Genomic DNA, 21,962 nt, shown 5'->3' with positions numbered 1-21,962 from the left:
CGGAGAGGCCGGCCCGCCATCACGGGCCCGTCCTCGAACTCCCTCTTGCGGGGCTGGAGTTCGAAGACGGGCCCGCACGGCAACCCGCCACCCCGGACACGACCAGGGCGCCCGCTCGTCGGAGCGGGCGCCCTGAACCTTTGCGGGCCGTCGGATCAGGCGCCGACCAGCGCCTTCTCGTCGACCGGGGATCCCGGAGCCGCCGGGGCGGCCTCCCTCCGCATCCCCTTGAGCAGGACCACCACCGCCGTGGTGACCACCGTGCCCGCCACGACCGCGAGCAGGTAGAGGAACGGACTGCCGATCAGCGGCAGCACCCAGATCCCGCCGTGCGGGGCGCGCAGGGTGGAGCCGAAGGCCATCACCAGGCCACCGGCCGTCATGCTGCCGACGATGTTCGCCGGGATGACCCGCAGCGGGTCCGCCGCCGCGAACGGGATCGCGCCCTCGGTGATGAACGAGGCGCCGAGCACCCAGGCCGCCTTGCCGTTCTCCCGCTCCTCAGGGGTGAACAGCCTGCGCCGGACGACGGTGGCCAGGGCCATGCCCAGCGGCGGGGTCATGCCGGCGGCCATCACCGCGGCCATCACCTTGAGGCTGCCGGCGTCCGGGGTGGCGCCCGCGGTGGTGAGCGCACCGGCCGCGAAGGTGTAGGCGACCTTGTTGAGCGGACCGCCCATGTCGAAGGCCATCATCGCGCCGAGCAGCACGCCGAGCAGGATCGCGTTGGAGCCGGAGAGGCCGTTCAGCCAGTCCGTCAGGCCGCTCATCGCCGAGGCGATCGGCGAGCCGACCAGCACGAACATCAGGAAGCCGACCGCCGCCACCGACAGCAGCGGGATCACAACCACCGGCATGATGCCGCGGACCGCCTTCGGCACGTTCCAGCGGATCATCCACAGCACCAGGAAGCCCGCGGCCAGGCCCGAGACGATGCCGCCGAGGAAGCCCGCACCGACCGCCACCGAGATGGCACCGCCCGCGATGCCGGCCGCCAGTGCCGCCCGGTCCGCGATCGCCCAGGCGATGTACCCGGAGAGGATCGGGACCAGGAAGCCGAAGGAGGCCTTGCCGGTCTGGAACAGCATCGCCGCCCAGCTGTGCGAGGAGGTCCAGTCGAAGTGGCCCAGCACGGACGGCGCGGAGGCGATCCGGTACCCGCCGATGGCGAAGGCGAGGGCGATCAGCAGACCGCCCGCCGCGACGAACGGGATCATGTAACTGACGCCCGTCATCAGGTACTTGCGCAGTCGCTGGGCCCAGTGCTCGCCCGTCGGCGCGCTCGCCGCGGTGACCGGGGCGGCACTCGATCCGGTGCCGGCCTCGGCGACCAACCCGGCCGCCTGCGCGATCAGGTCGTCGGCGCGGTTGACGCCGGCCTTCACGCCCACATCGACGGTCGGCTTGCCGACGAACCGGGCACGGTCCCGGACCTCGACGTCATGGGCGAAGATCACCGCGTCGGCGGCCGCGATCACCTCGGGGGCCAGCACCGTCACCCCGGCCGACCCCTGGGTCTCGACCTGGATGTGGACGCCCGCCCGGGCGGCGGCCAGTTCGAGGGCCTTGGCGGCCATGTAGGTGTGGGCGATGCCGGTCGGGCAGGAGGTCACCGCGACCAGCCGCAGCCCGCCTTCGGCGACGTCCGCCTCCGAAGCGGTGGCCGTCTCCGAAGCAGCGGCCGGGTCCGGCTCAGGAGCGGCAGCCGCCACGGGAGCGGCCGCCGGTGCCTCCTCCCCGTTGACCAGGGCCGCGACCGCGGCCGGGCTCTCGGCCTCGCGCAGCGCGCCGGTGAACGCGGGGTCCATCAGCCGTCCGGCCAGCGCGGCGAGGATCTGCAGGTGGGTGTCGTCCGCACCGGCCGGTGCCGCGATCATGAAGATCAGGTCGGCGGGCCGGCCGTCCGGGGCGTCGAAGTCCACGCCCCTGGTCCTGCGGCCGAAGGCCAGGCTCGGCCGGGTCACGTGGGGTGATCTGCAGTGCGGGATGCCGATCCCGTCCCCCATCCCGGTCGGCGCCTGGGCCTCGCGGGCGGCCACGTCGGCGAGGAAGCCGTCGAGGTCGGTCACCCGGCCCTCGGCGACCAGCCGTTGGGCGAGGGAGCGCAGAGCCTCGCTCTTGTCCGCGGGGGCGAGGTGGAGATCAACGAGTGCGGGTGTGATCAGTCCGCTGGTGTCGCTCATCGTGTCGATCCTTCGACTGGTGCCTGACAGTGTTCCCTTGCCCCCGGGATTGGTCGCCGTTCCGTCCCACACGGTCGGGCGGGGTGCCTCCGGCAGGAGGCCGTTCTCAACCGCGCAGCGGTCGTTCGAGCGGGATGTCCGCCGTCACGACCACGGCGGCCGGGTCCAGATCGGCCGGGGTCGGCATGACGCTCCCCGGCAGTTGTACGGCGGCGGCGCCGTGCGCCAGGGCCGCCGCCAGTGCCTCGGGGCCGGTGCCACCGGCTCCGAGGAAGCCCGCGAGCGAGGCGTCGCCCGCTCCCACGTCGCTGCGGACGGCGGCGACCGGTGCGCTGCCGTACCAGCTGCCCTCCTCGGCGATCAGCAGCATCCCGTCCGCACCGAGGCTGGCCAGGACCTGCTGGGCGCCGCGCTCGCGCAGTTCCCCGGCCGCGTACACGGCGTCGCCGACGGTGGCGACCGGGCGGCCCACGGCCTCGGCGAGTTCCTCCCGGTTGGGCTTGACCACGTCGGGGCGGGCCGAGAGCGCGGCGAGCAGGGCGGGGCCGGAGGTGTCCAGGGCGATCCGGGCGCCGCCCGAGTGCACCTGGGCGACCAACTCCGCGTACCAGCCGGGCCGGAGGCCGCGCGGCAGGCTGCCGCAGCAGGCCAGCCAGTCGACGCCGCCGCTGGTGCCCCGGCCGGTCTGCTGGGTGTCGCGGACCAGGGCCAGCAGCGCGGCCGACTCGGCGGCGCTGAGCTCGGGGCCCACCGCGTTGATCTTGGTGAGGCCGCCGCCGTCCTCGGCGATCGAGACGTTGATCCGGGTGTCGCCGGCGATGGTGACCGCCGCGACGTCGATGCCCTGGCGGCGCAGCAGGTCGGAGAGCAGTCCGCCGGAGAGGCCGCCCAGCGGCAGCACGGCGGTGGTGCGGTGGCCCGCGGCGGTGAGCGCGCGGGAGACGTTGACGCCCTTGCCGCCGGGGTCGAGCCGGTCGTGCTCGGCTCGGTTGACCTCGCCCGGTGTGAGCGTTGCCAGCTCGTAGGTGCGGTCGAGGCTGGGGTTGGGGGTGATGGTGACGATCATGCGCGGATGACTTCCGGTCCGTGGTTCTCGATCTGGGCGGCCTCCTCGTCGGTCAGTCCGGTGTCCGTGACCAGGACGTCGACCTGGTCCAGCGAGCCGAACCGGGCGAAGTGGCGGGCGCCGTACTTGGAGGAGTCGGCCACCAGGACGACGCGTCGCGCACCGGCGAGCATGGCCCGCTTGACGGCGGCCTCGGCGAGGTCCGGTGTCGACAGCCCGCCCTCCGGGGAGAAGCCGTTGGTGGCGACCACCGCGACGTCCGCGTGGATGTCGGCCAGGTCGCGCAGCGCCCAGGCGTCGACGGCCGCCTGGGTGCGGTGGCGCAGCCGGCCGCCGACGAGGTGGAGGGCGAGCGAGGGGTGGTCGGCCAGCCGGGCCGCGACCGGGAGGGCGTTGGTGACGACGGTGAGGGCGCAGTCCAGGGGCAGCAGTCCGGCCAGTCGGGAGACGGTCGTCCCGGCGTCCAGGATCACGCTGCCCTCGTCGGGCAGCAGGGCCAGCGCCGCCTTGGCGATGCGCTCCTTCTCGGCCGCGGCCCGGGAGTCCCGTTCGGCCAGGCCGGGTTCCAGGTGCAGGGCGCCGACGGGCAGTGCGCCGCCGTGCACCCGGTGCAGCAGGCCGGCCTTGTCCAAGGCGCTCAGGTCACGCCGGATGGTCTCCTGGGTGACGCCGAAGTCCTCGGCCAGCGTCGGCACGTCCACCCGGCCCTGTTCCTGGGCGAGGTGGAGGATCTGTTGCTGCCGTTCGGGTGCGTACATGTGGGAATGGGTCCGTTTCATGTCCGTTTACGCCTGGTGAAGCCCGACCATACGCGCTTCGGACGGAAATGCAAGAGGCTGCTCCGCCTCCCGTCCAGTCCTCGCCCACTGCTCGCCCAGTTCTCGTCCACTCCGTGGGCAGATGCCCGAATGTGTTGACATCCCCGCACGATCGGGCGTAGAACCAACCGAAACAACGCCTTAACGGGCGTGAAACCACAGACTGCCTGGTCCCCGCGACCGCCCCCGTACCGCGCGGGCCAGGCACCCACCACGGTGGCCCGCGCCGCACCCTCCGCGCGGGCCACCGTGCCCCACCCTCCCGCCGACCCGGCTCCCACCGGGGTCGGCGCTCGACTCGACTCCCCCTCCGATCCCTCTCCCTCAAGGACTCCCATGCACTCGACCCAGGTCACCGTCGGCTCCAGCAGCGGTCTGCACGCCCGCCCCGCCTCGCTGTTCGTCCAGGCCGCCGCCGCCCGACAGCCGGTCAAGGTCACCGTCGGCCGCCCGGGCCAGGCCCCGGTCGACGCCCGGAGCCTGCTGTCCGTCCTCGCCCTGGCCGCCCGCTCCGGCGAGGTCCTGGAGCTCACCGCCTCCGGCGACGGCGCCGAGGACGCGCTCCAGGCACTCGCCCAGCTGCTCGCCTCCGACCTCGACGCAGCGGCATGACCGTCCCGATCCGCGGGATCGGTGTCGGCACCGGCTGCGCGGCGGGCCCGGTCGCCCGGATGGCTCCCGCGGCCCCGCTGCCCGCACCGAGGGCGGTCCTCGACCCGGCGGCCGAGGCCACCGCGGTCCGAGCCGCCCTCGGCGCGGTCGTCACCGACCTGGAGGAGCGCGCCGCCCGGGCGAGCGGCACCGGCGCCGAGGTGCTCGCGGCCCAGGCCATGATGGCCGCCGACCCGGTCCTCGCCGACCGGGCCGCCGAACTCGCCGAACAGGGCACCGACGGCGCCCACGCGCTCGGCGCCGCCTTCGACGGCTTCCGCGCCGTCCTGGCCGCCGCCGGCGGCTACTTCGCGGAACGCGCCCCCGACCTGGACGACCTGCGCGACCGCGCGGTGGCCCGCCTGCTCGGCCTGCCCGCGCCCGGCCTGCCCGACCCCGGGCACCCGTACGTCCTGGTCGCCGACGACCTGGCACCGGCCGACACCGCGCTGCTCGACCCCGAACGGGTGCTGGCCCTGGTCACCGTCCGCGGCGGACCGACCAGCCACACGGCCATCCTCGCCAAGGCGCTCGGCGTGCCCGCCGTGGTCGGCTGTGCCGACGCCGTGGGGTTGGCGGACGGCCGTCATGTCCTGGTGCACGGCGCGGACGGCGTGGTCGAGCCCGACCCGAGTCCGGAAGCCGTCGAGCGGGCCGCCACGCGCGAGCGCCGGCACCGCGAGCGGCTGGCCGGATTCCGGGGGCCGGGCCGGACGGCGGACGGCCACCCGGTCGCGCTGCTGGTCAACCTCGGCGCGCCGCACGAGCTGGCCGGCGCGGCCGCCGTCGACGCCGAGGGGGTGGGCCTGTTCCGTACCGAGTTCCTCTTCCTGGACCGCGCCGAGGCGCCGGGCCGCGCCGAGCAGGCCGCCGCCTACCGGCAGGTCTTCGCGGCCTTCGCCGGCCGCCGGGTGGTCGTCCGCACCCTGGACGCGGGTGCGGACAAACCGCTGCCCTTCGCCACCTCCGCCGACGAGGAGAACCCCGCCCTGGGCGTCCGCGGTCTGCGGACGGCCGCCCGCGATCCGCACCTGCTGGAGACCCAGCTCGCCGCGATCGCCGAGGCCGCGCGGGACAGCAGCGCGCAGGTCTGGGTGATGGCCCCGATGGTGTCGATCCCGCGCGAGGCCGCCGAGTTCGCCGCCCGGGTCCGCGCGCACGGCCTGCCGACGGCCGGCGCGATGATCGAGGTCCCGGCGGCCGCCCTGCGGACCGACCGGCTGGCCGGGTCCTGCGACTTCTTCAGCGTGGGCACCAACGACCTGGCCCAGTACGCCTTCGCGGCCGACCGGACGCTCGGCGCCCTCGCCGAGCTGCTCGACCCGTGGCAGCCCGCGCTGCTCGAACTGGTCGCCACCGCCGCCGCCTCGGCGGCCGAGCACGGCCGTCCGATCGGCGTCTGCGGCGAGGCCGCCGCCGACCCGGCACTCGCCCTGGTCCTGGTCGGCCTCGGGATCACCAGCCTGTCCGCCGCGCCCGCCGCGCTCCCCGAGCTGCGGGCGGCGTTGGCCGCCCACTCCCTCGCGCAGTGCCGTGAACTCGCCGAGCTGGCGCTGCTCGCGGACGATGCCGACACCGCGCGTGGCAGGGTCCGGTCGGCGATGTCCGGACGCTGAACCGCTGCTGCTCGGCGCCGGGTGGGAGCGCACCCGGCGCCGAGTGGAGAGCGGAGGACCTGCGGATTCGCACTTGTTAACGCTCACACCGCAAACGGTTCACCGGTCGCCCGCATTCCGCCCCGCCAGTTCATGGACCGTCACCAGTCGGCCGAACTGATTCACGGACCGTTCACGACAAACCGGAACTCGACCCCGCCCGCAGCCGTCAGAATTGACAACGGTTCAACAAATCCCCCAGACAGTCCCATGGGCGGGGAAAGGAACGGCAATGTCCTTGGTCAGGAGGGTGATCGGCGCCGCGGCCGTGGCCCTCGTGGCCGCGCTGGGCCTGCTGGTGCTGTCCCAGTCCGCCTCCGCCCTCACCCGCGAGGAGCGCTGCCCCCGGGTGGCCGCGGAGGCGAAGCTCGTCGAGGAGGTGGTGGCCCCCAAGTGCCCGACCGGCCTCGGCTGGACGCGCCACCGGAACATCGAAGCACCGCCGCACCAGAGGGAGTTGCACCCGGCCCTGACCGACGAGGCCGCCGACGACGGCGACCCGTCGCCGACCCGCGCCCCCGCCCCTCGGCACGGGGCGCGCAGACAGCCCGGAGCGGCCGTCCTCCAGGTGTTCCGCTGCTGATCGTTGCCGACCGCGCACGCACGCTCAGCAACGGTGGCGACACCCCCGACGGGTGACCCACCGCCCCCACATCCCGGCAGCCCACGACGGCCCACGGCAGTGCTCCCGCCTGCCGCCACCGCCGTCGCGCTCCGCGCTGCCCCCGTACCGAGCGAGCGTGCACGGTCCCCGAAGTCACCGTTCCCGTACGACTTCCGAAGGGCCCGAGGCACCGACATGCAAGGATTCATCGACCACGCCCGCACCTTCCGCAGCCGAGCCGCGCAGGACGCCGACGCCTACGGGCGGCTGGCGGCGGGCCAGAACCCGCAGGCACTGTTCATCACCTGCTCCGACTCCCGCATCATCCCCTCCGCCGTCACCGGCGCCCGGCCCGGGGACCTCTTCGAGATGCGGACCGCCGGCAACATCGTCCCGCCGCACCGCCCGTCCGCCCCCTCGGCCGAGGCCGCGACCATCGAGTACGCGGTCGAGGTCCTCGGGGTCGCCGACATCGTGGTCTGCGGCCACTCCCACTGCGGCGCCGTGGGCGCCGTCGTACGGGGCGAGGACCTCACCGGTGTGCCCTCGGTGCGCGACTGGCTCGCCGACGGCACCGCGCTGACGCCCGTCGGGGAGTCGAGCCACGACCTGGCCGCCCCGGTACAGCGCCACGTGCTGGACCAGTTGGCGAAGCTGCGCACCCACCCGAGCGTCGCGCGCCGGGTCGAGAGCGGCCGGCTCGGCCTGCACGGCTGGTTCTACGAGGTGCACACCGGCGCCGTCCTCACCCACCGCCCCGGCAACGACGTCTTCCTGCCGCTGTGACCCAGCGGCCGACCACCCCCGAGCCGACCACCCCCGAACTCCCCCGGATGAGGGCTCCCATGCGCTTTCCCGCACTCAAGTACGACCTGACCGCCTCGCTCGTCGTGTTCCTGGTCGCCCTCCCGCTGTGCGTCGGCGTCGCCGTCGCCTCGGGCGTACCGGCGGAACTCGGCCTGATCACCGGCATCGTCGGCGGCCTGGTCACCGGCCTGCTCCCCGGCAGCAGCCTCCAGGTCAGCGGCCCGGCAGCCGGGCTGACCGTCCTGGTCGCCGAGACCGTGCAACGCTTCGGCCTGCCCGCGCTCGGCCTGGTGGTCGCCGCCACCGGCCTGCTCCAGCTGCTGCTGGGCGCACTGCGCTGGGGCCGCTGGTTCCGCGCGATCTCCGTCGCCGTGGTCGAGGGCATGCTGGCCGGCATCGGCCTGGTCATCATCGCCGGCCAGCTCTACGCGATGGCCGACCGGCCGGCGCCCGCGAGCGGGATCGACAAGCTCCTCGGCCTTCCCGGCCTGCTCGCCCGGCTCGTCTCCTCGCCCGCCGCCGGCTACTCCTTCGTGATCGGCGCCGGCACCATCGCGGTGATCGTGCTGTGGCAGCGGCTGCCCGCCAGGGTGCGGGTCGTCCCGGGCGCGCTGGTGGCCGTGCTGCTCGCCACCACCGCCACCTGGCTGCCCCACCGCCCGCTGAAGAAGGTCGAGGTCAAGGGCCTGCTGGACGCCGTCCAGCCGCCCGGCAGCGGGGTGTTCGACCAGCTCACCCCGGCCCTGCTCGTGACCGTCGTGGCCTTCACCCTGGTCGCCTCGGCCGAGAGCCTGTTCAGCGCGGCGGCCGTCGACCGGCTGCACGACGGACCGCGCACCGACTACGACAAGGAGCTGATGGCGCAGGGCGCGGGCAACGCGCTCTGTGGCGCGCTCGGCGCCCTGCCGATGACCGCGGTCATCGTCCGCAGCGCCGCCAACGTCCAGGCCGGCGCCCGGACCAAGGCGTCCCGCGTGCTGCACGGCGTGTGGCTGCTGCTCTTCGCCGCACTGCTCCCGGCGGCGCTCGGCGTCATCCCCGTCGCCGCGCTCGCCGGGGTGCTGGTGCACGCCGGGTTCAAGCTCCTGCCGTTCAAGCAGTTCGGGCCGCTGTGGCGCGAGCACCGGGCGGAGGCGCTCGTGCTCGCGGCCACCGCCGTGGCCATCGTCACGGTCAACATGTTCGAGGGCGTGCTGATCGGCCTGGGCCTGTCGGTCGTCAAGTCGGCCTGGGAGACGTCCCGTCTGCACGTGGCCACCGAGGAGCAGCCCGACGGCCACGTCCGGGTCCGGCTGACGGGCAACGCCACCTTCCTCCGGCTGCCCAAGCTCCTGGACACCCTCGAAGCGCTGCCGGCCGACCGCGTCGTGGAGCTGGACCTCTCCGGGCTCCGCCACCTCGACCACGCCTGCCAGTCCGCACTGACCACCTGGACCGAGCGCCACAACGCCCGGGCGCCCGAGGCCGTACGGCTGATCCCGGCGCTGGCCGGTCAGGCCTGACCCGGCCCCACGAGACGCGTCGCCGCACCGGAACCCCGGTTCGGCGACGCGTCGTCGGGCTCGTTCCCGGGCCGTCCGTCAGACCGCGGGAGCGCCGCTTCCCGCGAGCACCTCGGGCCGCAGCAGGGCGGCGAGCCGCTCGGCCGGGAGCAGCCCCTTCTCCAGGACCAGCTCGGCCACGCCCCGACCGCTGGCGAGGGCCTCCTTGGCGATGTCGGTGGCGGCCGTGTACCCGATGTGCGGGTTGAGGGCGGTCACCAGGCCGATGGAGTTCTCGACGGTCGCGCGCAGCACCTCGGTGTTGGCGGTGATGCCGACCACGCACCGCTCGGCGAGGGTGAGGCAGGCGGCGCGCAGGTGGGTGATCGACTCCGACAGCGAGTGCAGGATGATCGGCTCGAAGGCGTTGAGCTGGAGCTGCCCGGCCTCGGCGGCCATGGTGACGGCGACGTCGTTGCCGATCACCTCGAAGGCGACCTGGTTGACGACCTCGGGGATCACCGGGTTCACCTTGCCGGGCATGATGCTCGAACCGGCCTGCACCGGCGGCAGGTTGATCTCGCCGAGGCCGGCGCGCGGCCCCGAGGAGAGCAGCCGCAGGTCGTTGCAGCTCTTCGAGAGCTTGACGGCGATCCGCTTGAGCACCCCGGACATCTGGACGAACGCCCCGCAGTCCTGGGTGGCCTCGACCAGGTTGGCCGCCGTGACGAGGGGCAGCCCGGTGAGCTCGGCGAGGTGGCGGCGGGCGGACTCGGCGTACCCGGCGGGGGCGTTGAGGCCGGTGCCGATCGCGGTGGCGCCGAGGTTGATCTCCAGGATCAGCTGGACGGCCTCCGCGAGCCGGCTGCGGTCCTCGTCGAGCATCACCGCGAAGGTCGAGAACTCCTGCCCGAGCGTCATCGGCACCGCGTCCTGCAGCTGGGTGCGGCCCATCTTCAGGACGTCGCGGAACTCGACGGCCTTGCGGGCGAAGGCGTCCTGGAGGACGGCCATCGCGTCCAGCAGGCCGCGCACGGCGAAGACGGTCGCGATCCGGACGGCCGTCGGGTAGACGTCGTTGGTGGACTGGCCCAGGTTGACGTGCTCGTTGGGGTGCAGGTGCCGGTACTCCCCCTTGGCGTGTCCCAGCAGCTCCAGCGCCCGGTTGGCGACGACCTCGTTGGCGTTCATGTTGGTCGAGGTTCCGGCGCCGCCCTGGATGACGTCCACGACGAACTGCTCGTGCAGCTTGCCATCCCGGATCTCGCGGCAGGCGGCGACGATCGCGGCGGCCTTCGCGGGCTCCAGCAGGCCGAGTTCCTCGTTGGCGAGGGCGGCGGCCTCCTTGACGGCGGCGAGGGCGTCGATCAGGTGGGGGTAGGTGGAGATGGGCGTGCCCGTGATCGGGAAGTTCTCGGTGGCGCGCAGCGTGTGGACGCCCCAGTAGGCGTCGGCGGGGACGTCGCGGTCTCCGAGCAGGTCGTGTTCGCTGCGGGTGGCGGCGGTCATGGGGTGGGTGGTCCTGTTCTTCCGGGGGTTCTTCCGGGGAGCTTCCGGACGTACGTGGGGCAGGTCAGACGGGGGCGGGCAGGACCGACGGGTCGAGCGCCGGCACCGGCCGGACGCCGCCGACGGGCCGGCCACCGCCGGTCGTCGGCTCGCCCTCGAAGCCGGTGAGCAGCCGCGGTTCGACTCCCGCCAGGGCCAGCGCGGCCGCCGTCACCGGGACGCGCGCCCGGTTCGCCCCGTCGGCGATCTTCACGGCCACGGCGCGGCCGTCCGGCAGCGCGGCGACCTGCACGCCCTCGAAGCCGTCCTTGGCCAGCAGCCCGGGCACCGCGCGCATCAGCGCGGCCGTGTCCCGTCCGGCGCCGGAGGCCATCTCCGGGTGGGCGCGCAGCGCGTCCGCCACCCGGAACTCGGGCGTCCCGGGCCCGCCGGTGGCGATGCGGGCGGCGGCGCGGGCGAGGCCGTGCAGCGAGACGGCGAACAACGGGGTGCCGCAGCCGTCGACGCTGACCCGCGCGATGCGTTGACCGGTGAGTTCCGCGACCACCCCGGCGATCACCCGCTGGAGCGGGTGGGTGGGATCGTCGTAGTCCGCCAGTGGCCAGCCGTTGAGCTTGCAGAGGTAGAGCATCGCCGCGTGCTTGCCCGAGCAGTTCTGGGCGAGCCGGGAGGGCGGGCGGCCCGCCCGGACCCAGGTGTCGCGGACCGCCGGGTCGTACGGCAGGTCCGGGACGTTGCGCAGGTCGTCCTCGGAGAGGCCGGCGAGCTCCAGGATCCGCCGGGCCCCGGCGAGGTGGCGCTCCTCGCCGGAGTGGCTGCCCATCGCGAGGGCGAGCAGTTCGCCGTCGAGCGGCAGCCCCGCTCGCACCATGGCGACGGCCTGGACCGGTTTGAGGGCCGAGCGCGGGTAGCAGGCGGCCTCGATGTCGCCGAGCCGGAACCGGACCTCGCCGCCACCATTGCCATCGCCGTCGCGGCCGTCGCTGCCGTCGCTGCCGCCGCCGAGGACGACGACGGAACCGTAGTGGATGCCCTCGACCACGTCGCCGCGGATCACGTGGGCGACGGGCTCGTGGCGGGGCTCGTGGATCGCGGGCGCGTCCGCGAGGGGACTGCTGAACATGAGACTGCCTCGATCAGTGGTGGGTGTGCCGACGGCCTGCGGGGGGAGGGAGCCGGGGCGGGTGGGTGGAATCCCTCCCCGGGCCGCCGGCGGATTCAGCGGGTTCAGTCCTCGGCCCCGGCGGCGACGCGCGCGACCCGGCCGCGGATCGCGAACCAGCCCGCGACCAGCACCCCGGCGATCAGCGGCAGGCACAGCACGGTGGTGCGCCCGGCGCCGCCGTCGGCGTACATGAGGACCAGGACGGAGAGCAGGAAGGCCAGCGTCACGAGCTCGGTCCACGGCGAGCCGGGCAGGCGGTAGCCGGGCCGGGTCAGCTCGCCGGACCGGGTCTTCCGCCAGAAGAGGAGGTGGCAGACCATGATCATGCCCCAGGTGGCGAGGATGCCGATCGCCGCGAAGTTCAGCACGATCTCGAACGCGTCGGCGGGGACGACGTAGTTGAGGCCGACACCGAGCACGCACATGCCGCTGGTGAGCAGGATGCCGCCGTACGGCACCTGGGTACGGCTCATCCGGGCGGTGAACCGGGGGGCCGAGCCGCTCACGGCCATGGAGCGCAGGATGCGGCCGGTGGAGTAGAGGCCGGAGTTGAGCGAGGACATGGCCGCAGTCAGGACGACCAGGTTCATCACGCTGCCGGCCGCCGGGACGCCGATGTGGGACAGCACGGTCACGAACGGGCTCTGGCCGGAGCTGTACCTGTTCCAGGGCAACAGCATCGACAGCAGGACGACCGAGCCGACGTAGAACAGGCCCACCCGCCACATGATCGAGTTGATCGCCTTCGGCATGATCTTCTCGGGGTTCTCGGTCTCCCCGGCCGTGACGCCGACGAGCTCCACCGAGGCGTAGGCGAAGACGACGCCCTGGATGATCAGCAGCATCGGCATCAGGCCGTTGGGGAAGATCCCGCCGTTGTCGGTGATCAGGGACGGACCGGGGACAGCGCCGTCGACGGGGTGCTGGGTGACCAGCAGGAAGATCGCGATGGCCATGAAGACCAGCAGCGCGCCGACCTTGACGATGGCGAACCAGAACTCCAGTTCACCGAAGATCCGCACCGAGATGAGGTTCACCGTCAGCACCACAGCCAGGGCTATGAGCGCGATCACCCACTGCGGGATGTCGGAGAACAGGTGCCAGTAGTGGGTGTAGGTGGCGACGGCGGTGATGTCGGCGATGCCGGTGGTCGCCCAGTTGAGGAAGTACATCCAGCCCGCGGTGTACGCGCCCTTCTCCCCCAGGAACTCCCGGGCGTAGGAGACGAAGGCGCCCGAGGACGGGCGGTACAGGACGAGCTCGCCGAGCGCGCGCACGACGAGGAAGGCGAAGACGCCGCAGACGGCGTACGCGACGAACAGGGAGGGCCCGGCGTCGGCGAGCCGCCCGCCCGCGCCGAGGAACAGGCCGGTGCCGATGGCACCGCCGATGGCGATCATGTTGACGTGCCGGGGCTGCAAGGACTTGCTGTAGCCGGCGTCACCGGCGTCGACGTGCCGGGTCGTGGGGGTGGTGGGGGTCGTGGGGCGCTTCTCGTCTTCGAGGAACTGCTCGCTCACGCCTCGGCTCTGCCTTCCGTGGGGGTGTGCGTGCGCCCGGGGCGCACGATGTCGGTGAGGGTCGCCTCGACGCGCTGGAGGTGGTGCGACATCGCCGCGACCGCGTCGGACTCGGAACCGTCGACCAGCGCCTCGACGATCGCCCGGTGCTCGCAGTTGGACTGCTCGCGTCGATCGCCCAGCTCGTTGAGGAACGCCGACTGACGCGCCAGTGCGTCACGGATCTCCTCGATGACCCGGCGGAAGACGGGGTTTCGGGAGGCCTCGGCCACCGCCAGGTGGAAGACGGTGTCCAGCGCGACCCACGCGGTGGTGTCGGCCTCCCGCTCCATCCGGTCGAGCAGGTGGGCCAGATGGTCGAGGTCCTCCGGGGTGCGGCGCAGCGCCGCGTACCCGGCGACCGGGATCTCGACGTGCCGGCGCACCTCCAGGAGGTCGCTGGCCGCATAGTCGCCGAACGTGGGGTCCTCGACCGTGTTCGCCACGACGAAGGTTCCCTTGCCGGTCTTCGAGACCGTCAGGCCCATCGCCTGAAGGGCCCGGAGCGCCTCTCGCAGCACGGGCCGGCTGACTTCCAACGTGCGGCACAGCTCCGCTTCGGAGGGGAGCTTGTCCCCCACCACGTACTCGCCGCGCTCGATGGCGCTGCGCAGGTGGCCGAACACTGCTTCCATCGCGCTCACGCGCCGGGGGGCCGACCCTGCTGTCTGGCTGTCTGACAGGTTCACGGGCTGATCCTGGGGGCTGCAACCGAGCGGTGTCAAGGGGTCAGCGCCGACGGGACGGCAAGCGCTGTCTCCCGGACGGCATGTGCCCCCCGTTCGCCCACCCGGCCCGGACGAGCGCCGGCACCGGACCGCGCGGCGGCCACCAGGGCGTACACCACCGCCGAATCGAAGGCCATCTCCGGGTGCCACTGCACGCCGACGGCGAAGCGGTGCCGGGTGCTCTCCACCGCCTCCACCGTGCCGTCCGCGGCGTGGGCGGCCACGACCAGACCTGCCCCGAGCTGCCCCACCGCCTGGTGGTGGTGGGTGGCGACCTGCCTCGTTCCCGGCAGGAGCGCCCCGACCCGGGTGCGCGGGACGGTGGTGACGGCATGCGAGCCGAAGTGGCCGAGGTGCACGTTGTGACCGTCGTGCCCCACCCTGTCGGGCAGGTGCTGGACCAATGTCCCGCCCGCGTGCACGTTCATCAACTGCATTCCCCTGCAGACCCCGAGCACCGGGATGTCCCGCGCGAGACCGGCGGCCAGGACGGCCAGCTCCCACCGGTCGCGTTCCCGGACCGGGGCACCCGAGCACGGGTGCGGTTCCGCTCCGTAGAGCGCGGGATCGAGGTCCTCGCCACCGGCGAGGACGAGCGCGTCCAGCCGCGCGACGACGTCGGCCGCGGCTTCGGGAGCATCCGGCGCCAGCAGGACCGCACGGGCGCCTGCGGCCTGCACGGCGCTGGCGTACGCCGCAGGCAGGAGCACCGCGGGCAACTCCCACTCCGCCCACTGGGCGTCGGTGAGGTAGGTGGTGAGTCCGACGAGCGGCTTGGGCATACCACTTCCTTTCAGGGCCTGGGAGCAGATCGTCGACGGCCGTCTCCTCGGCAGACCGCCCGACCGACGCGCGGACGGACGAACTGCGGAGGAGGGGGTGCACGGCACTACGGGCGCACGGACGCGCCCGGCGACGGGGGAACGGGTTCGCTGCGGACCCGGGAGCGGACACTCAGGCATCCGGCACTTGCGTACCGGGCCGCGAGCAAGAATCCTGCTGCCATTCACCCTTAAGTACAAGAAAAGACGTCTTCGCGACAGATAAGTGAGCGTTAACTCCGTGCAGAGCCTCGACCCCCGCCTGCTCGCCACCCTCGAAGCCGTCGTCCGCCACGGCTCCTTCAACGCCGCCGCACGCGAGCTCGGCTACAGCGCGCCCGCCGTCTCGCAACAGGTCGCCGAACTCGAACGCCGCACGGGCCTCAGAGTGCTGGAGCGCCGACCCGTGCGCGCCACACCGGCCGGCGAGGTCCTCCTCGACGCCGAACAGCGCGTCCGGAGCGCGCTGGCGGCGGCGTCCGTGGAACTCGACGCCATACGCGCGGGCACGGCCGGAAGGATCCGGCTCGGTGCCTTCGCCTCCGCCGCCACCGGCATCGTCCCGCAGGCGCTCGCACAGCTCCACACGACGTACCCCGACGTGCAGGTCAGCCTCTCCCAGCTGGAACCCGACGCGAGCTACAACCGGCTCAAGCGCGGGGACATGGACCTGGCCCTCAGCTACGACTACGACTTCATCCCCCTGCCGGCGCCGCGGACACTGCGCCGGACACTGGTCGCACGGGACCCGGTCGTGGCGGTGGTCCCGGCCGACCACCACCTCGCCGACCGGGACGTCATCGACCTGGCGACCCTCGCCTCCGAGACGTGGATAGCAGCCCCGGAGGCGGCGCTGCGCCTGGAACTGCTCGCCCAGATGGCCAAGACACCGGGCTTCCAGGCCCGCCTGGACTACGAAGGCGACGACTTCAACACCGTGCTCGGCTTCGTGGCCGCCGGCCTGTGCGTCGCCGTCATGCCCCAGCTGGCCCTCCCCCGCGGTAGCACCCGGGTCGTGGCGCGCCCCCTGGCCGACCCGGAGCTGACGCGCTTCATCTACGCCGTCCGCATCGACACCCGGCACTCCCCGCGCGCCCTGTTGGCCTTGGAGCAGATGCTCGCCGCACAGGCGCTGGCCGCCCTGTCCTGAGGCGCACCCCACGTCCCACCCCTGCGAGCGGACCCGCGCCCTGCGGGTCCGCTCACCGCTCCGATTGGACGCTCTGGTCGGCCGTGAGCCGCTCCCGCCACTCGGCCACTGCGCCGGGGGACATCGCCGCCAGCAGGGCGATCGCCTCGTCGTCCCGTCCGTCGGTCCAGCTGAGGACCCGGGTCAGGATGGTGTTCCGGACCAGTCGGAGCTCCTTGAGCAGCTCCTCCAGGCGTTTCAACTCCTCTCCGGTGGCGGCGAGCGTCTCGTCCACCGCCGCCCGCTCCTCGGCCCGCAGCTGCCGCAGGTGGGCCGGCAGGCCGGTGAGGACCACGCCCTCGTCCGCCGCAGCGCCGCGGAACTTCTCGGCGAGGTGGTCCAACACGCAGTCGGTGGCGTCGGCGAGACTCGCACCTGCGACCTTGGCGGCTTCCCAGCTGCTCCGCCCGGCGTCGCTGCTCCCGAGCCAGAGCCGGGCCTCGACCGGGGTGCGGTCCCCGCAGGCGGCCGCCCGATAGGCGTACAGGGCCGCGCGGTGGCCGTAGAAGGTGTATCCCTCCTCGATCCCGACACCCCCCGGAGCACACATCCGTCCCGGCACGCCGGCGTAGCCGGAGTCGGGCTCGTAGGCGGCGTACGCGTCCAGCTCGGCGTCGGTGGCCGTCGCCCAAGCCGGGTCGCACAGCTCCGGATTCCGGGCGAGGAAGTCCGCCACCTCGACCCGCCATCCGGGAACCCGGCTCATGCGAGGTCCGGCCCAGGCCACCGCTCCCGTCCCGTCCAGCGCGTAACGGCAGGCCTCTTCGAGATCGGTCCAGGCCGTCGCAGCCTCGGCGGACCATTCCAGGTCCGCGGTCGGGCCCACGCGGTGCAGCGAGCCGATCACCCGCTGGACCACGGGCAGGATCCGCCGAGCCAGTCCGTAGAGCTCCTGCGCGGTGAAGAACCGCCAGGTGCAAGCGCCCTGCTCGTCGACGGCCCGGTGGGCGAGCGGGAGCGAGAAGACCGCCGGGGACGGCAGGGCGCCGTCGCCCAGTTCTGCTCGGCGGAGGCCCGGGAACCGGGGGACGGCATCCCCGTCCTTCGTTCGCCAGTCGGTGTCTCCGAACCACACGGCACCCGTGCCGGCGTCGACAGCCAGCCACTGCTGATAGCCGTTGCCCGGCCCGAACCGCTCCTGGTAGTGCTCGGCCTGCCGGTCGTGCCACACGTATTCCGCCGGGGGCGGGCTGAGTTGGACGGCGACAAAGCCTTCCTGAGGGGTGTAACCGACCACGACGTGCGCGGTCGGCTTGCTGTACTCGGTCCCGGACATGCGGCTCCCTCCCGTGCCGGACCGTGACTGATCCGCCACTTTACGACACTGAGCCTGCCCTGCCAGGGCCATCCCGATCAAATCCGATCACATGCGGTCTTGTCGCCCACGCAAGTCCGCACACGACCGGACTCGACGAGACCGCAGCGATCACAGCAGCCCGACCTCCTCGCCAACGAGCAGGTGGCGGACTGGGCTTGACACCGCGTCGCCGCACCCCGCAGGATCGCCCCGTCGACCTGTCAGACAGCAAGACGGGCAGCCCGGGCGACGGCTCGTCAGCACGTCGGCGCCCGACACCCTCGTGCCGGACGCCTCCCCTCTTCTCCGCTCAGCCTCCGCTCAGCCTCCGATCGGCAGGACGGACGTGGGCTCGGCGATCGCCAGGGGCTCCCCCGCCGGACTCAGGTGGCCGGTGGACGGGTCGCGGTGGAAGGCCGTGACGCTGTCGGAGCGCTGATTGGCGCAGAAGAGCAGCCGACCGTCCGGGGTGAGCGCGATGTCGCGCGGCCAAGTCCCGCCGCAGGGAACGGTGGTGAGCAGTTCCACGGACGCGCCGTCATCGCGGACGGCGTGGATCGAGATCGCGTCGTCACCGCGGTTGGTCGTGTAGAGGAAGCGGCCGTCCCCGGACAGCCGGACCGCGGCGGCGGAGTTGGCGCTCGACGCGCCCGGGTCCTGTCGGGTCTCCACCTCGGCGACCGGTTCGAGGTGACCGGAGAGCGCGTCCCAGGCGCAGACGGTGAGGGTGGAGGAGAGTTCGTTCAGGACGTGGGCGTACCTGACCGACGGGTGGAACACGAGGTGCCGGGGGCCCCTGCCCGGCGGCAGTTGCACCGTCCGGTGGGCGCTGAGCGGGCCGTTGTCCGGATCGAAGGCGTAGACGTACACCCGGTCGGTGCCGAGATCGGTGCACAGCAGGAACCGCCCGTCCGGCGAGGGGGCCGCCATGTGGGCGTGCGGGTCGGTGAGCAGGTCCCCGGAGGCCTCCCGGCCCGGGTGCCGGATGATCTGCACCGGCTCGGCGGCCGCGACCGTGCCGTCGGCGCCGACAGGGAGGACCGAGAGGACACCGTCGCCGTAGTGGGCCGCGAAGACGTGCGACCCGCTGGGGTGGACCGCGATGTGGCAGGGGCCCGCACCACCACTGGCAGCGGCGGCAGCGGCGCGCGGCCCCTGGACCCCGGCCCCGGAGTCCACCCGCAGGGAGACGACCCGTCCGACCGCTTGCTCCAGGACGGCGTGGACGACCGCGCGCGTCGGATCGACGGCCGCGTAGGAGGGGTGGTCCAGCGGCAGCGTGCGCAGGAGGCTCATGGCGCCGGTGCCGTCGTAGCCGACCGTGCACAGCCCCGCGCCGGGAGCGTCGGCCGGGGCGGCGCTGCCGATGACCAGCAGTCCGTCTGGCGACGGGATCGGAGGATGGTTCACGAAGATGCCTACTCTCTGCTCTCCGGGCGGCGCACGGTCCACGACATCGCCCGCATGCGGCGCGGACCGCACGGAATCCCGCCGAACCGGTGATGTGGTCACCCCACGGGCGGGCGGACCCGTCGATCGTCTCGGTGGCCCCGGGCTGTGGGATGGGACGGGAGATCTCGAAGTCTATCCGGCGGCCGAACGCACGAGCGCAGGCGTCGAGCGGACGGTACGGCGCGGCAACAGCGCCTCCCGATCGGCCATTTGACGGCCACCTGGGAAGGGTGGGCAGCCGCCCGGCTCCCGCTTCGAAACCGCGCGCCGCCCGAACCGGCGGAAGCCGGCCGGACGGTGGTGCTGCTACCGGGCCGGCGGCAGCCGGTCGGTGCCGACCCACTGGGCGGCCGCGCCCAGCATGGCCCGTACACCGCGGTCGATCGTGGGCCCCGGCACCGGCGCGTAGTACGGCGAGTGGTTGGTCGGCAGGCCGGCCGGCAGCTCGCCGGACATCAGCGCCGCGATCCCGTCCTCGCCGAACAGCTCCGGGTCCGCACCGCCGAAGTGCCAGAACACCGACGGAACCCCGAACGCGGTGCCGAAGTTGCCGAAGTCCTCGCTGCCCGCGAGCGGCCACGGCAGGGGCAGCACCGCCGCGTCGCCGAGCGCAGAGCGGAGGCCGGCGACCGCCCGCTCGGTGGCCTGCGCGTCGTTGACGGTCAGCGGCAGCGCGGTGAGCGGGGTGATCTCCGGGTCCTTCGGCGCGCCGGAGGCGGCTGCCTCGGCCCGGATGATCCGCTCGACGGCGGACAGCACCCGCCCACGGACCCGGGCGTCGGTGGTCCGGATGTTGACCTTCAGCTCCGCCTCGTCCGGGATGACGTTCTGCCTGGTTCCGGCGTGGATCGAACCGACCGTCACCACCGCCGACTGGTTGGCGCCGATCTCGCGGGACACCACCGTCTGCAGCCGCATGACGACCGCGGCGGCCAGCACCACCGGGTCCACCGTGTGCTCGGGCGAGGAGCCGTGGCCGCCCCGGCCGAACAGTCGCACCCGGAAGCTGTCCGACGCCGACATCACCGGGCCCGGCCGGGTCACCGCCACGCCCACCGGCAGCGGCCCGACGTGCTGGCCCAGGCACACTTCGGGGCGCGGGAACCGGTCGAGGAAGCCGTCGGCGGCCATCGCCGCCGCGCCCTCGCCGTTCTCCTCCGCCGGCTGGAACAACGCCACCACCGTGCCCCGCCAGGCGTCCCGGTGCGCGGCCAGTTGGCCGGTCGCGCCGAGCAGGCAGGTCACGTGCATGTCGTGCCCGCAGGCGTGCATCACTGGCACCTCCTCACCGTCCGGGTCGACGGCGGTGTCGGTCGAGGCGTACGGCAGTCCGGTCGCCTCGCGGACCGGCAGACCGTCCATGTCGGCGCGCAGCAGCACCACCGGCCCGTCGCCCGAGCGGAGCACGCCCACCACGCCGGTGCCACCGACGTGTTCGGTGGTGTCCCAGCCCTGCGCCCGCAGTTCCGCGGCGATCACGGCGGCCGTGCGCCGTTCCTGGAAGGCCAGCTCCGGGTGGCGGTGCAGGTCCCGGTACAGCGCCTCCAGCTCGGGCAGGCGGGCCTCCAGGCCGTCGGTGAGCGGGAGCCGGGTGGTGGTGTTCGTCATGACAGTTCCTTGTCGTTGGGGTGGGTGGCAGCCGCGAAGGCGGGCCGTCGGTGGTGGAGGGCGGCGAGAAAGGCCTCGGTGTGCTGCGGGGTGGTCAGCGAGAGGACGGCGGCCAGGGTCGCGCCGAGCACCAGGAAGGCGAAGGCGGCGTGGAAGGAGACGGCGTCGGCGAGCGTGCCCATCACCACCGGGGCCACCACACCGGCGAGCTGGCCGCCGAAGATGATCATCCCGGAGCCGGCCCCGGCCAGTTCGGCCGGCAAGCTGCGCATCGGCACCGCGAAGACCGGCATGAAGCTCAGCCCCGCACCCGCCGCGGCCAGCGTCAGCCAGCCGACGAACGCCGCTGTCGAGTGCGCCGAGGTCATCAGCAGTACACCGACCGAGGTCACCGCCATCGCGGGTGCCACCACCAGGCCGTGCCGCCCGCCGAGGCGGTCCGCGAGCCTTCCGCCCGCGACGGCGGCCAGCGCCGACACCACCGCGGGCGCCAGCGCCGCCGCGCCCGCCGCGGCCAGCGACAGGCCGCGCTCGTCGTTGAGGTACGTGGGCACCCAGGTGTTCAGGCCCCAGACGACCAGGTCGTAGCCGAAGAACATCGCGGCGAACCGCCACATCACCCCGGAACCGAGCAGGAGCCGCACACCGCCCGGGCCGGGCCGGGTGCGCGGCGCGCCCTGGGTGGGGCCGGGCAGCCACAGCCGCAGCGCCGCGTACACCAGCACACCGACCACGGCGATGGAGAAGAACGTCGACCGCCAGCCGAACGCGACGATCAGCGGTGCGCCCAGCACCGGGGCGACCACCGCCGCCAGGGCGTTCGAGCTGGACACCAGGCCGTTCGCACCCATCCGCTGACCGGGCGTGGTGCGCTCGCTGACCGCCTTCATCGCCGCCGCGGGGAAGATCCCCTCGGCCGCGCCGAACAGGAACCTCACCAGCAGCAGCACCGCGAACGAGCCCGCCAGCCCGGTCAGCGCCGTGAACACCGACCAGACGAGCAGCGCCCATCCCGCCGTCCGCTTGGCGCCGAACCGGTCGGCCAGCAGCCCACCCGGGATCTGGCCCAGCGCGTACGCCAGGAAGAACACCGACACCGCCAAGCCCTGCTCGGTGCGATCCAGGCCGAACTCCCGGCCGATCGAGGGCAGGGCCAGGTTGATCACCAGCCGGTCCACGTAGTCGACCAGCCAGGCGCTGAACAGCAGCGCCACCGTGATCCGGGCGGTCCGGTCGAGTCTCTCCCGTCTCTCCGGGCGTAGTGGGGCCTGCGTGGCGGCAGTGGGGGATGTGGCCACGGGCGTTCCTCTCTAGAGTGGGCCGTCGCGGCGCGCCGAGGGTGGACCCAGAATCCGGCCCGTCGACGGAG

The 21,962-nt window shown here is 73.4% G+C and carries 18 protein-coding genes; 6 read left to right on the top strand and 12 right to left on the bottom strand.

The features are described 5' to 3' along the window. Positions 1 to 155: 155 nt before the first annotated feature. The 3 genes from ACFVXG_RS34125 to ACFVXG_RS34115 form a co-directional block, all read right to left on the bottom strand. The gene (locus ACFVXG_RS34125; protein ID WP_387933215.1) at positions 156 to 2,183 is read right to left on the bottom strand and encodes a fructose-specific PTS transporter subunit EIIC; all 2,028 of its coding nucleotides are present in this window, start codon (positions 2,181 to 2,183) and stop codon (positions 156 to 158) included. Between the two features lie 106 nt (positions 2,184 to 2,289). Next, a complete protein-coding gene (pfkB, locus tag ACFVXG_RS34120) occupies positions 2,290 to 3,249 on the bottom strand; it encodes a 1-phosphofructokinase (protein WP_387933214.1) in 960 nt (319 codons plus the stop codon). Then, positions 3,246 to 4,007, bottom strand: coding sequence for a DeoR/GlpR family DNA-binding transcription regulator (locus ACFVXG_RS34115; RefSeq protein WP_387933212.1), 762 nt, complete (start codon positions 4,005 to 4,007; stop codon positions 3,246 to 3,248). Before ACFVXG_RS34115 ends, pfkB begins: the two co-directional genes overlap by 4 nt. A gap of 396 nt (positions 4,008 to 4,403) precedes the next feature. Between ACFVXG_RS34115 and ACFVXG_RS34110 the strand changes: the two genes are divergently transcribed. The 5 genes from ACFVXG_RS34110 (at position 4,404) to ACFVXG_RS34090 (ending at position 9,286) form a co-directional block, all read left to right on the top strand. Next, positions 4,404 to 4,679, top strand: coding sequence for an HPr family phosphocarrier protein (locus tag ACFVXG_RS34110; protein WP_350503014.1), 276 nt, complete (start codon positions 4,404 to 4,406; stop codon positions 4,677 to 4,679). Beyond that, on the top strand, positions 4,676 to 6,334 hold the full coding sequence (locus ACFVXG_RS34105; RefSeq protein WP_387933209.1) for a phosphoenolpyruvate--protein phosphotransferase: 1,659 nt from the start codon (positions 4,676 to 4,678) through the stop codon (positions 6,332 to 6,334). Before ACFVXG_RS34110 ends, ACFVXG_RS34105 begins: the two co-directional genes overlap by 4 nt. A gap of 271 nt (positions 6,335 to 6,605) precedes the next feature. Further along, positions 6,606 to 6,956, top strand: a complete 351-nt coding sequence (locus tag ACFVXG_RS34100; RefSeq protein WP_387933207.1) for a hypothetical protein — start codon at positions 6,606 to 6,608, stop codon at positions 6,954 to 6,956. Positions 6,957 to 7,172: 216 nt separating this feature from the next. Further along, complete coding sequence (locus tag ACFVXG_RS34095) at positions 7,173 to 7,763, top strand: carbonic anhydrase (protein ID WP_387933205.1); 591 nt, start codon at positions 7,173 to 7,175, stop codon at positions 7,761 to 7,763. 59 nt (positions 7,764 to 7,822) lie between these two features. Beyond that, positions 7,823 to 9,286: a SulP family inorganic anion transporter gene (locus ACFVXG_RS34090; RefSeq protein ID WP_387933203.1), complete on the top strand. Its 1,464-nt coding sequence runs from the start codon at positions 7,823 to 7,825 to the stop codon at positions 9,284 to 9,286. A 78-nt stretch (positions 9,287 to 9,364) separates the two neighbouring features. Here the strand turns inward: ACFVXG_RS34090 and aspA are convergent, their stop codons facing one another. The 5 genes from aspA to ACFVXG_RS34065 form a co-directional block, all read right to left on the bottom strand. Beyond that, the gene (gene aspA, locus ACFVXG_RS34085; RefSeq protein ID WP_387933201.1) at positions 9,365 to 10,774 is read right to left on the bottom strand and encodes an aspartate ammonia-lyase; all 1,410 of its coding nucleotides are present in this window, start codon (positions 10,772 to 10,774) and stop codon (positions 9,365 to 9,367) included. A 64-nt stretch (positions 10,775 to 10,838) separates the two neighbouring features. Next, entirely contained in the window at positions 10,839 to 11,897 is a 1,059-nt protein-coding gene (locus tag ACFVXG_RS34080; RefSeq protein WP_387933199.1) for an asparaginase, read from the bottom strand. A gap of 104 nt (positions 11,898 to 12,001) precedes the next feature. Next, on the bottom strand, positions 12,002 to 13,459 hold the full coding sequence (locus ACFVXG_RS34075) for an amino acid permease (protein ID WP_387933197.1): 1,458 nt from the start codon (positions 13,457 to 13,459) through the stop codon (positions 12,002 to 12,004). Beyond that, a complete protein-coding gene (locus ACFVXG_RS34070; RefSeq protein WP_387933308.1) occupies positions 13,456 to 14,133 on the bottom strand; it encodes a FadR/GntR family transcriptional regulator in 678 nt (225 codons plus the stop codon). Before ACFVXG_RS34070 ends, ACFVXG_RS34075 begins: the two co-directional genes overlap by 4 nt. 86 nt (positions 14,134 to 14,219) lie before the next feature. Beyond that, on the bottom strand, positions 14,220 to 15,008 hold the full coding sequence (locus tag ACFVXG_RS34065; protein ID WP_387933195.1) for a gamma-glutamyl-gamma-aminobutyrate hydrolase family protein: 789 nt from the start codon (positions 15,006 to 15,008) through the stop codon (positions 14,220 to 14,222). A gap of 280 nt (positions 15,009 to 15,288) precedes the next feature. Here ACFVXG_RS34065 and ACFVXG_RS34060 point away from each other — a divergent pair, with 280 nt between their 5' ends. After that, on the top strand, positions 15,289 to 16,197 hold the full coding sequence (locus ACFVXG_RS34060) for a LysR substrate-binding domain-containing protein (RefSeq protein ID WP_387933193.1): 909 nt from the start codon (positions 15,289 to 15,291) through the stop codon (positions 16,195 to 16,197). Between the two features lie 52 nt (positions 16,198 to 16,249). Here ACFVXG_RS34060 and ACFVXG_RS34055 read toward each other — a convergent pair whose 3' ends face one another. The 4 genes from ACFVXG_RS34055 to ACFVXG_RS34040 all read right to left on the bottom strand — a co-directional run bounded on the left by ACFVXG_RS34055 (position 16,250) and on the right by ACFVXG_RS34040 (position 21,891). Beyond that, positions 16,250 to 17,512, bottom strand: coding sequence for a hypothetical protein (locus tag ACFVXG_RS34055; protein ID WP_387933191.1), 1,263 nt, complete (start codon positions 17,510 to 17,512; stop codon positions 16,250 to 16,252). 342 nt (positions 17,513 to 17,854) lie between these two features. After that, the gene (locus tag ACFVXG_RS34050) at positions 17,855 to 18,943 is read right to left on the bottom strand and encodes a lactonase family protein (RefSeq protein ID WP_387933189.1); all 1,089 of its coding nucleotides are present in this window, start codon (positions 18,941 to 18,943) and stop codon (positions 17,855 to 17,857) included. Between the two features lie 348 nt (positions 18,944 to 19,291). Continuing rightward, entirely contained in the window at positions 19,292 to 20,593 is a 1,302-nt protein-coding gene (locus ACFVXG_RS34045) for an amidohydrolase (RefSeq protein ID WP_387933188.1), read from the bottom strand. Further along, the gene (locus tag ACFVXG_RS34040) at positions 20,590 to 21,891 is read right to left on the bottom strand and encodes an MFS transporter (RefSeq protein ID WP_387933186.1); all 1,302 of its coding nucleotides are present in this window, start codon (positions 21,889 to 21,891) and stop codon (positions 20,590 to 20,592) included. Before ACFVXG_RS34040 ends, ACFVXG_RS34045 begins: the two co-directional genes overlap by 4 nt. Positions 21,892 to 21,962: the final 71 nt, after the last annotated feature.

Origin of the sequence: Kitasatospora sp. NPDC058162 (assembly GCF_042884005.1) — a bacterium.
Lineage (GTDB): Bacteria > Actinomycetota > Actinomycetes > Streptomycetales > Streptomycetaceae > Kitasatospora.
Note: the sequence above shows the minus strand (reverse complement) of the source record. Positions and strands in the feature narration are given on the sequence as shown.

Coding starts and splice junctions, on each gene's coding strand:
- ACFVXG_RS34080 (WP_387933199.1), bottom strand. CDS start 11,897: ATGTTCAGCAGTCCCCTCGCGGACGCGCCCGCGATCCACGAGCCCCGC.
- ACFVXG_RS34105 (WP_387933209.1), top strand. CDS start 4,676: ATGACCGTCCCGATCCGCGGGATCGGTGTCGGCACCGGCTGCGCGGCG.
- ACFVXG_RS34070 (WP_387933308.1), bottom strand. CDS start 14,133: ATGGAAGCAGTGTTCGGCCACCTGCGCAGCGCCATCGAGCGCGGCGAG.
- ACFVXG_RS34090 (WP_387933203.1), top strand. CDS start 7,823: ATGCGCTTTCCCGCACTCAAGTACGACCTGACCGCCTCGCTCGTCGTG.
- ACFVXG_RS34125 (WP_387933215.1), bottom strand. CDS start 2,183: ATGAGCGACACCAGCGGACTGATCACACCCGCACTCGTTGATCTCCAC.
- aspA (WP_387933201.1), bottom strand. CDS start 10,774: ATGACCGCCGCCACCCGCAGCGAACACGACCTGCTCGGAGACCGCGAC.
- ACFVXG_RS34045 (WP_387933188.1), bottom strand. CDS start 20,593: ATGACGAACACCACCACCCGGCTCCCGCTCACCGACGGCCTGGAGGCC.
- ACFVXG_RS34055 (WP_387933191.1), bottom strand. CDS start 17,512: ATGTCCGGGACCGAGTACAGCAAGCCGACCGCGCACGTCGTGGTCGGT.
- pfkB (WP_387933214.1), bottom strand. CDS start 3,249: ATGATCGTCACCATCACCCCCAACCCCAGCCTCGACCGCACCTACGAG.
- ACFVXG_RS34100 (WP_387933207.1), top strand. CDS start 6,606: ATGTCCTTGGTCAGGAGGGTGATCGGCGCCGCGGCCGTGGCCCTCGTG.
- ACFVXG_RS34095 (WP_387933205.1), top strand. CDS start 7,173: ATGCAAGGATTCATCGACCACGCCCGCACCTTCCGCAGCCGAGCCGCG.
- ACFVXG_RS34065 (WP_387933195.1), bottom strand. CDS start 15,008: ATGCCCAAGCCGCTCGTCGGACTCACCACCTACCTCACCGACGCCCAG.
- ACFVXG_RS34115 (WP_387933212.1), bottom strand. CDS start 4,007: ATGTACGCACCCGAACGGCAGCAACAGATCCTCCACCTCGCCCAGGAA.
- ACFVXG_RS34110 (WP_350503014.1), top strand. CDS start 4,404: ATGCACTCGACCCAGGTCACCGTCGGCTCCAGCAGCGGTCTGCACGCC.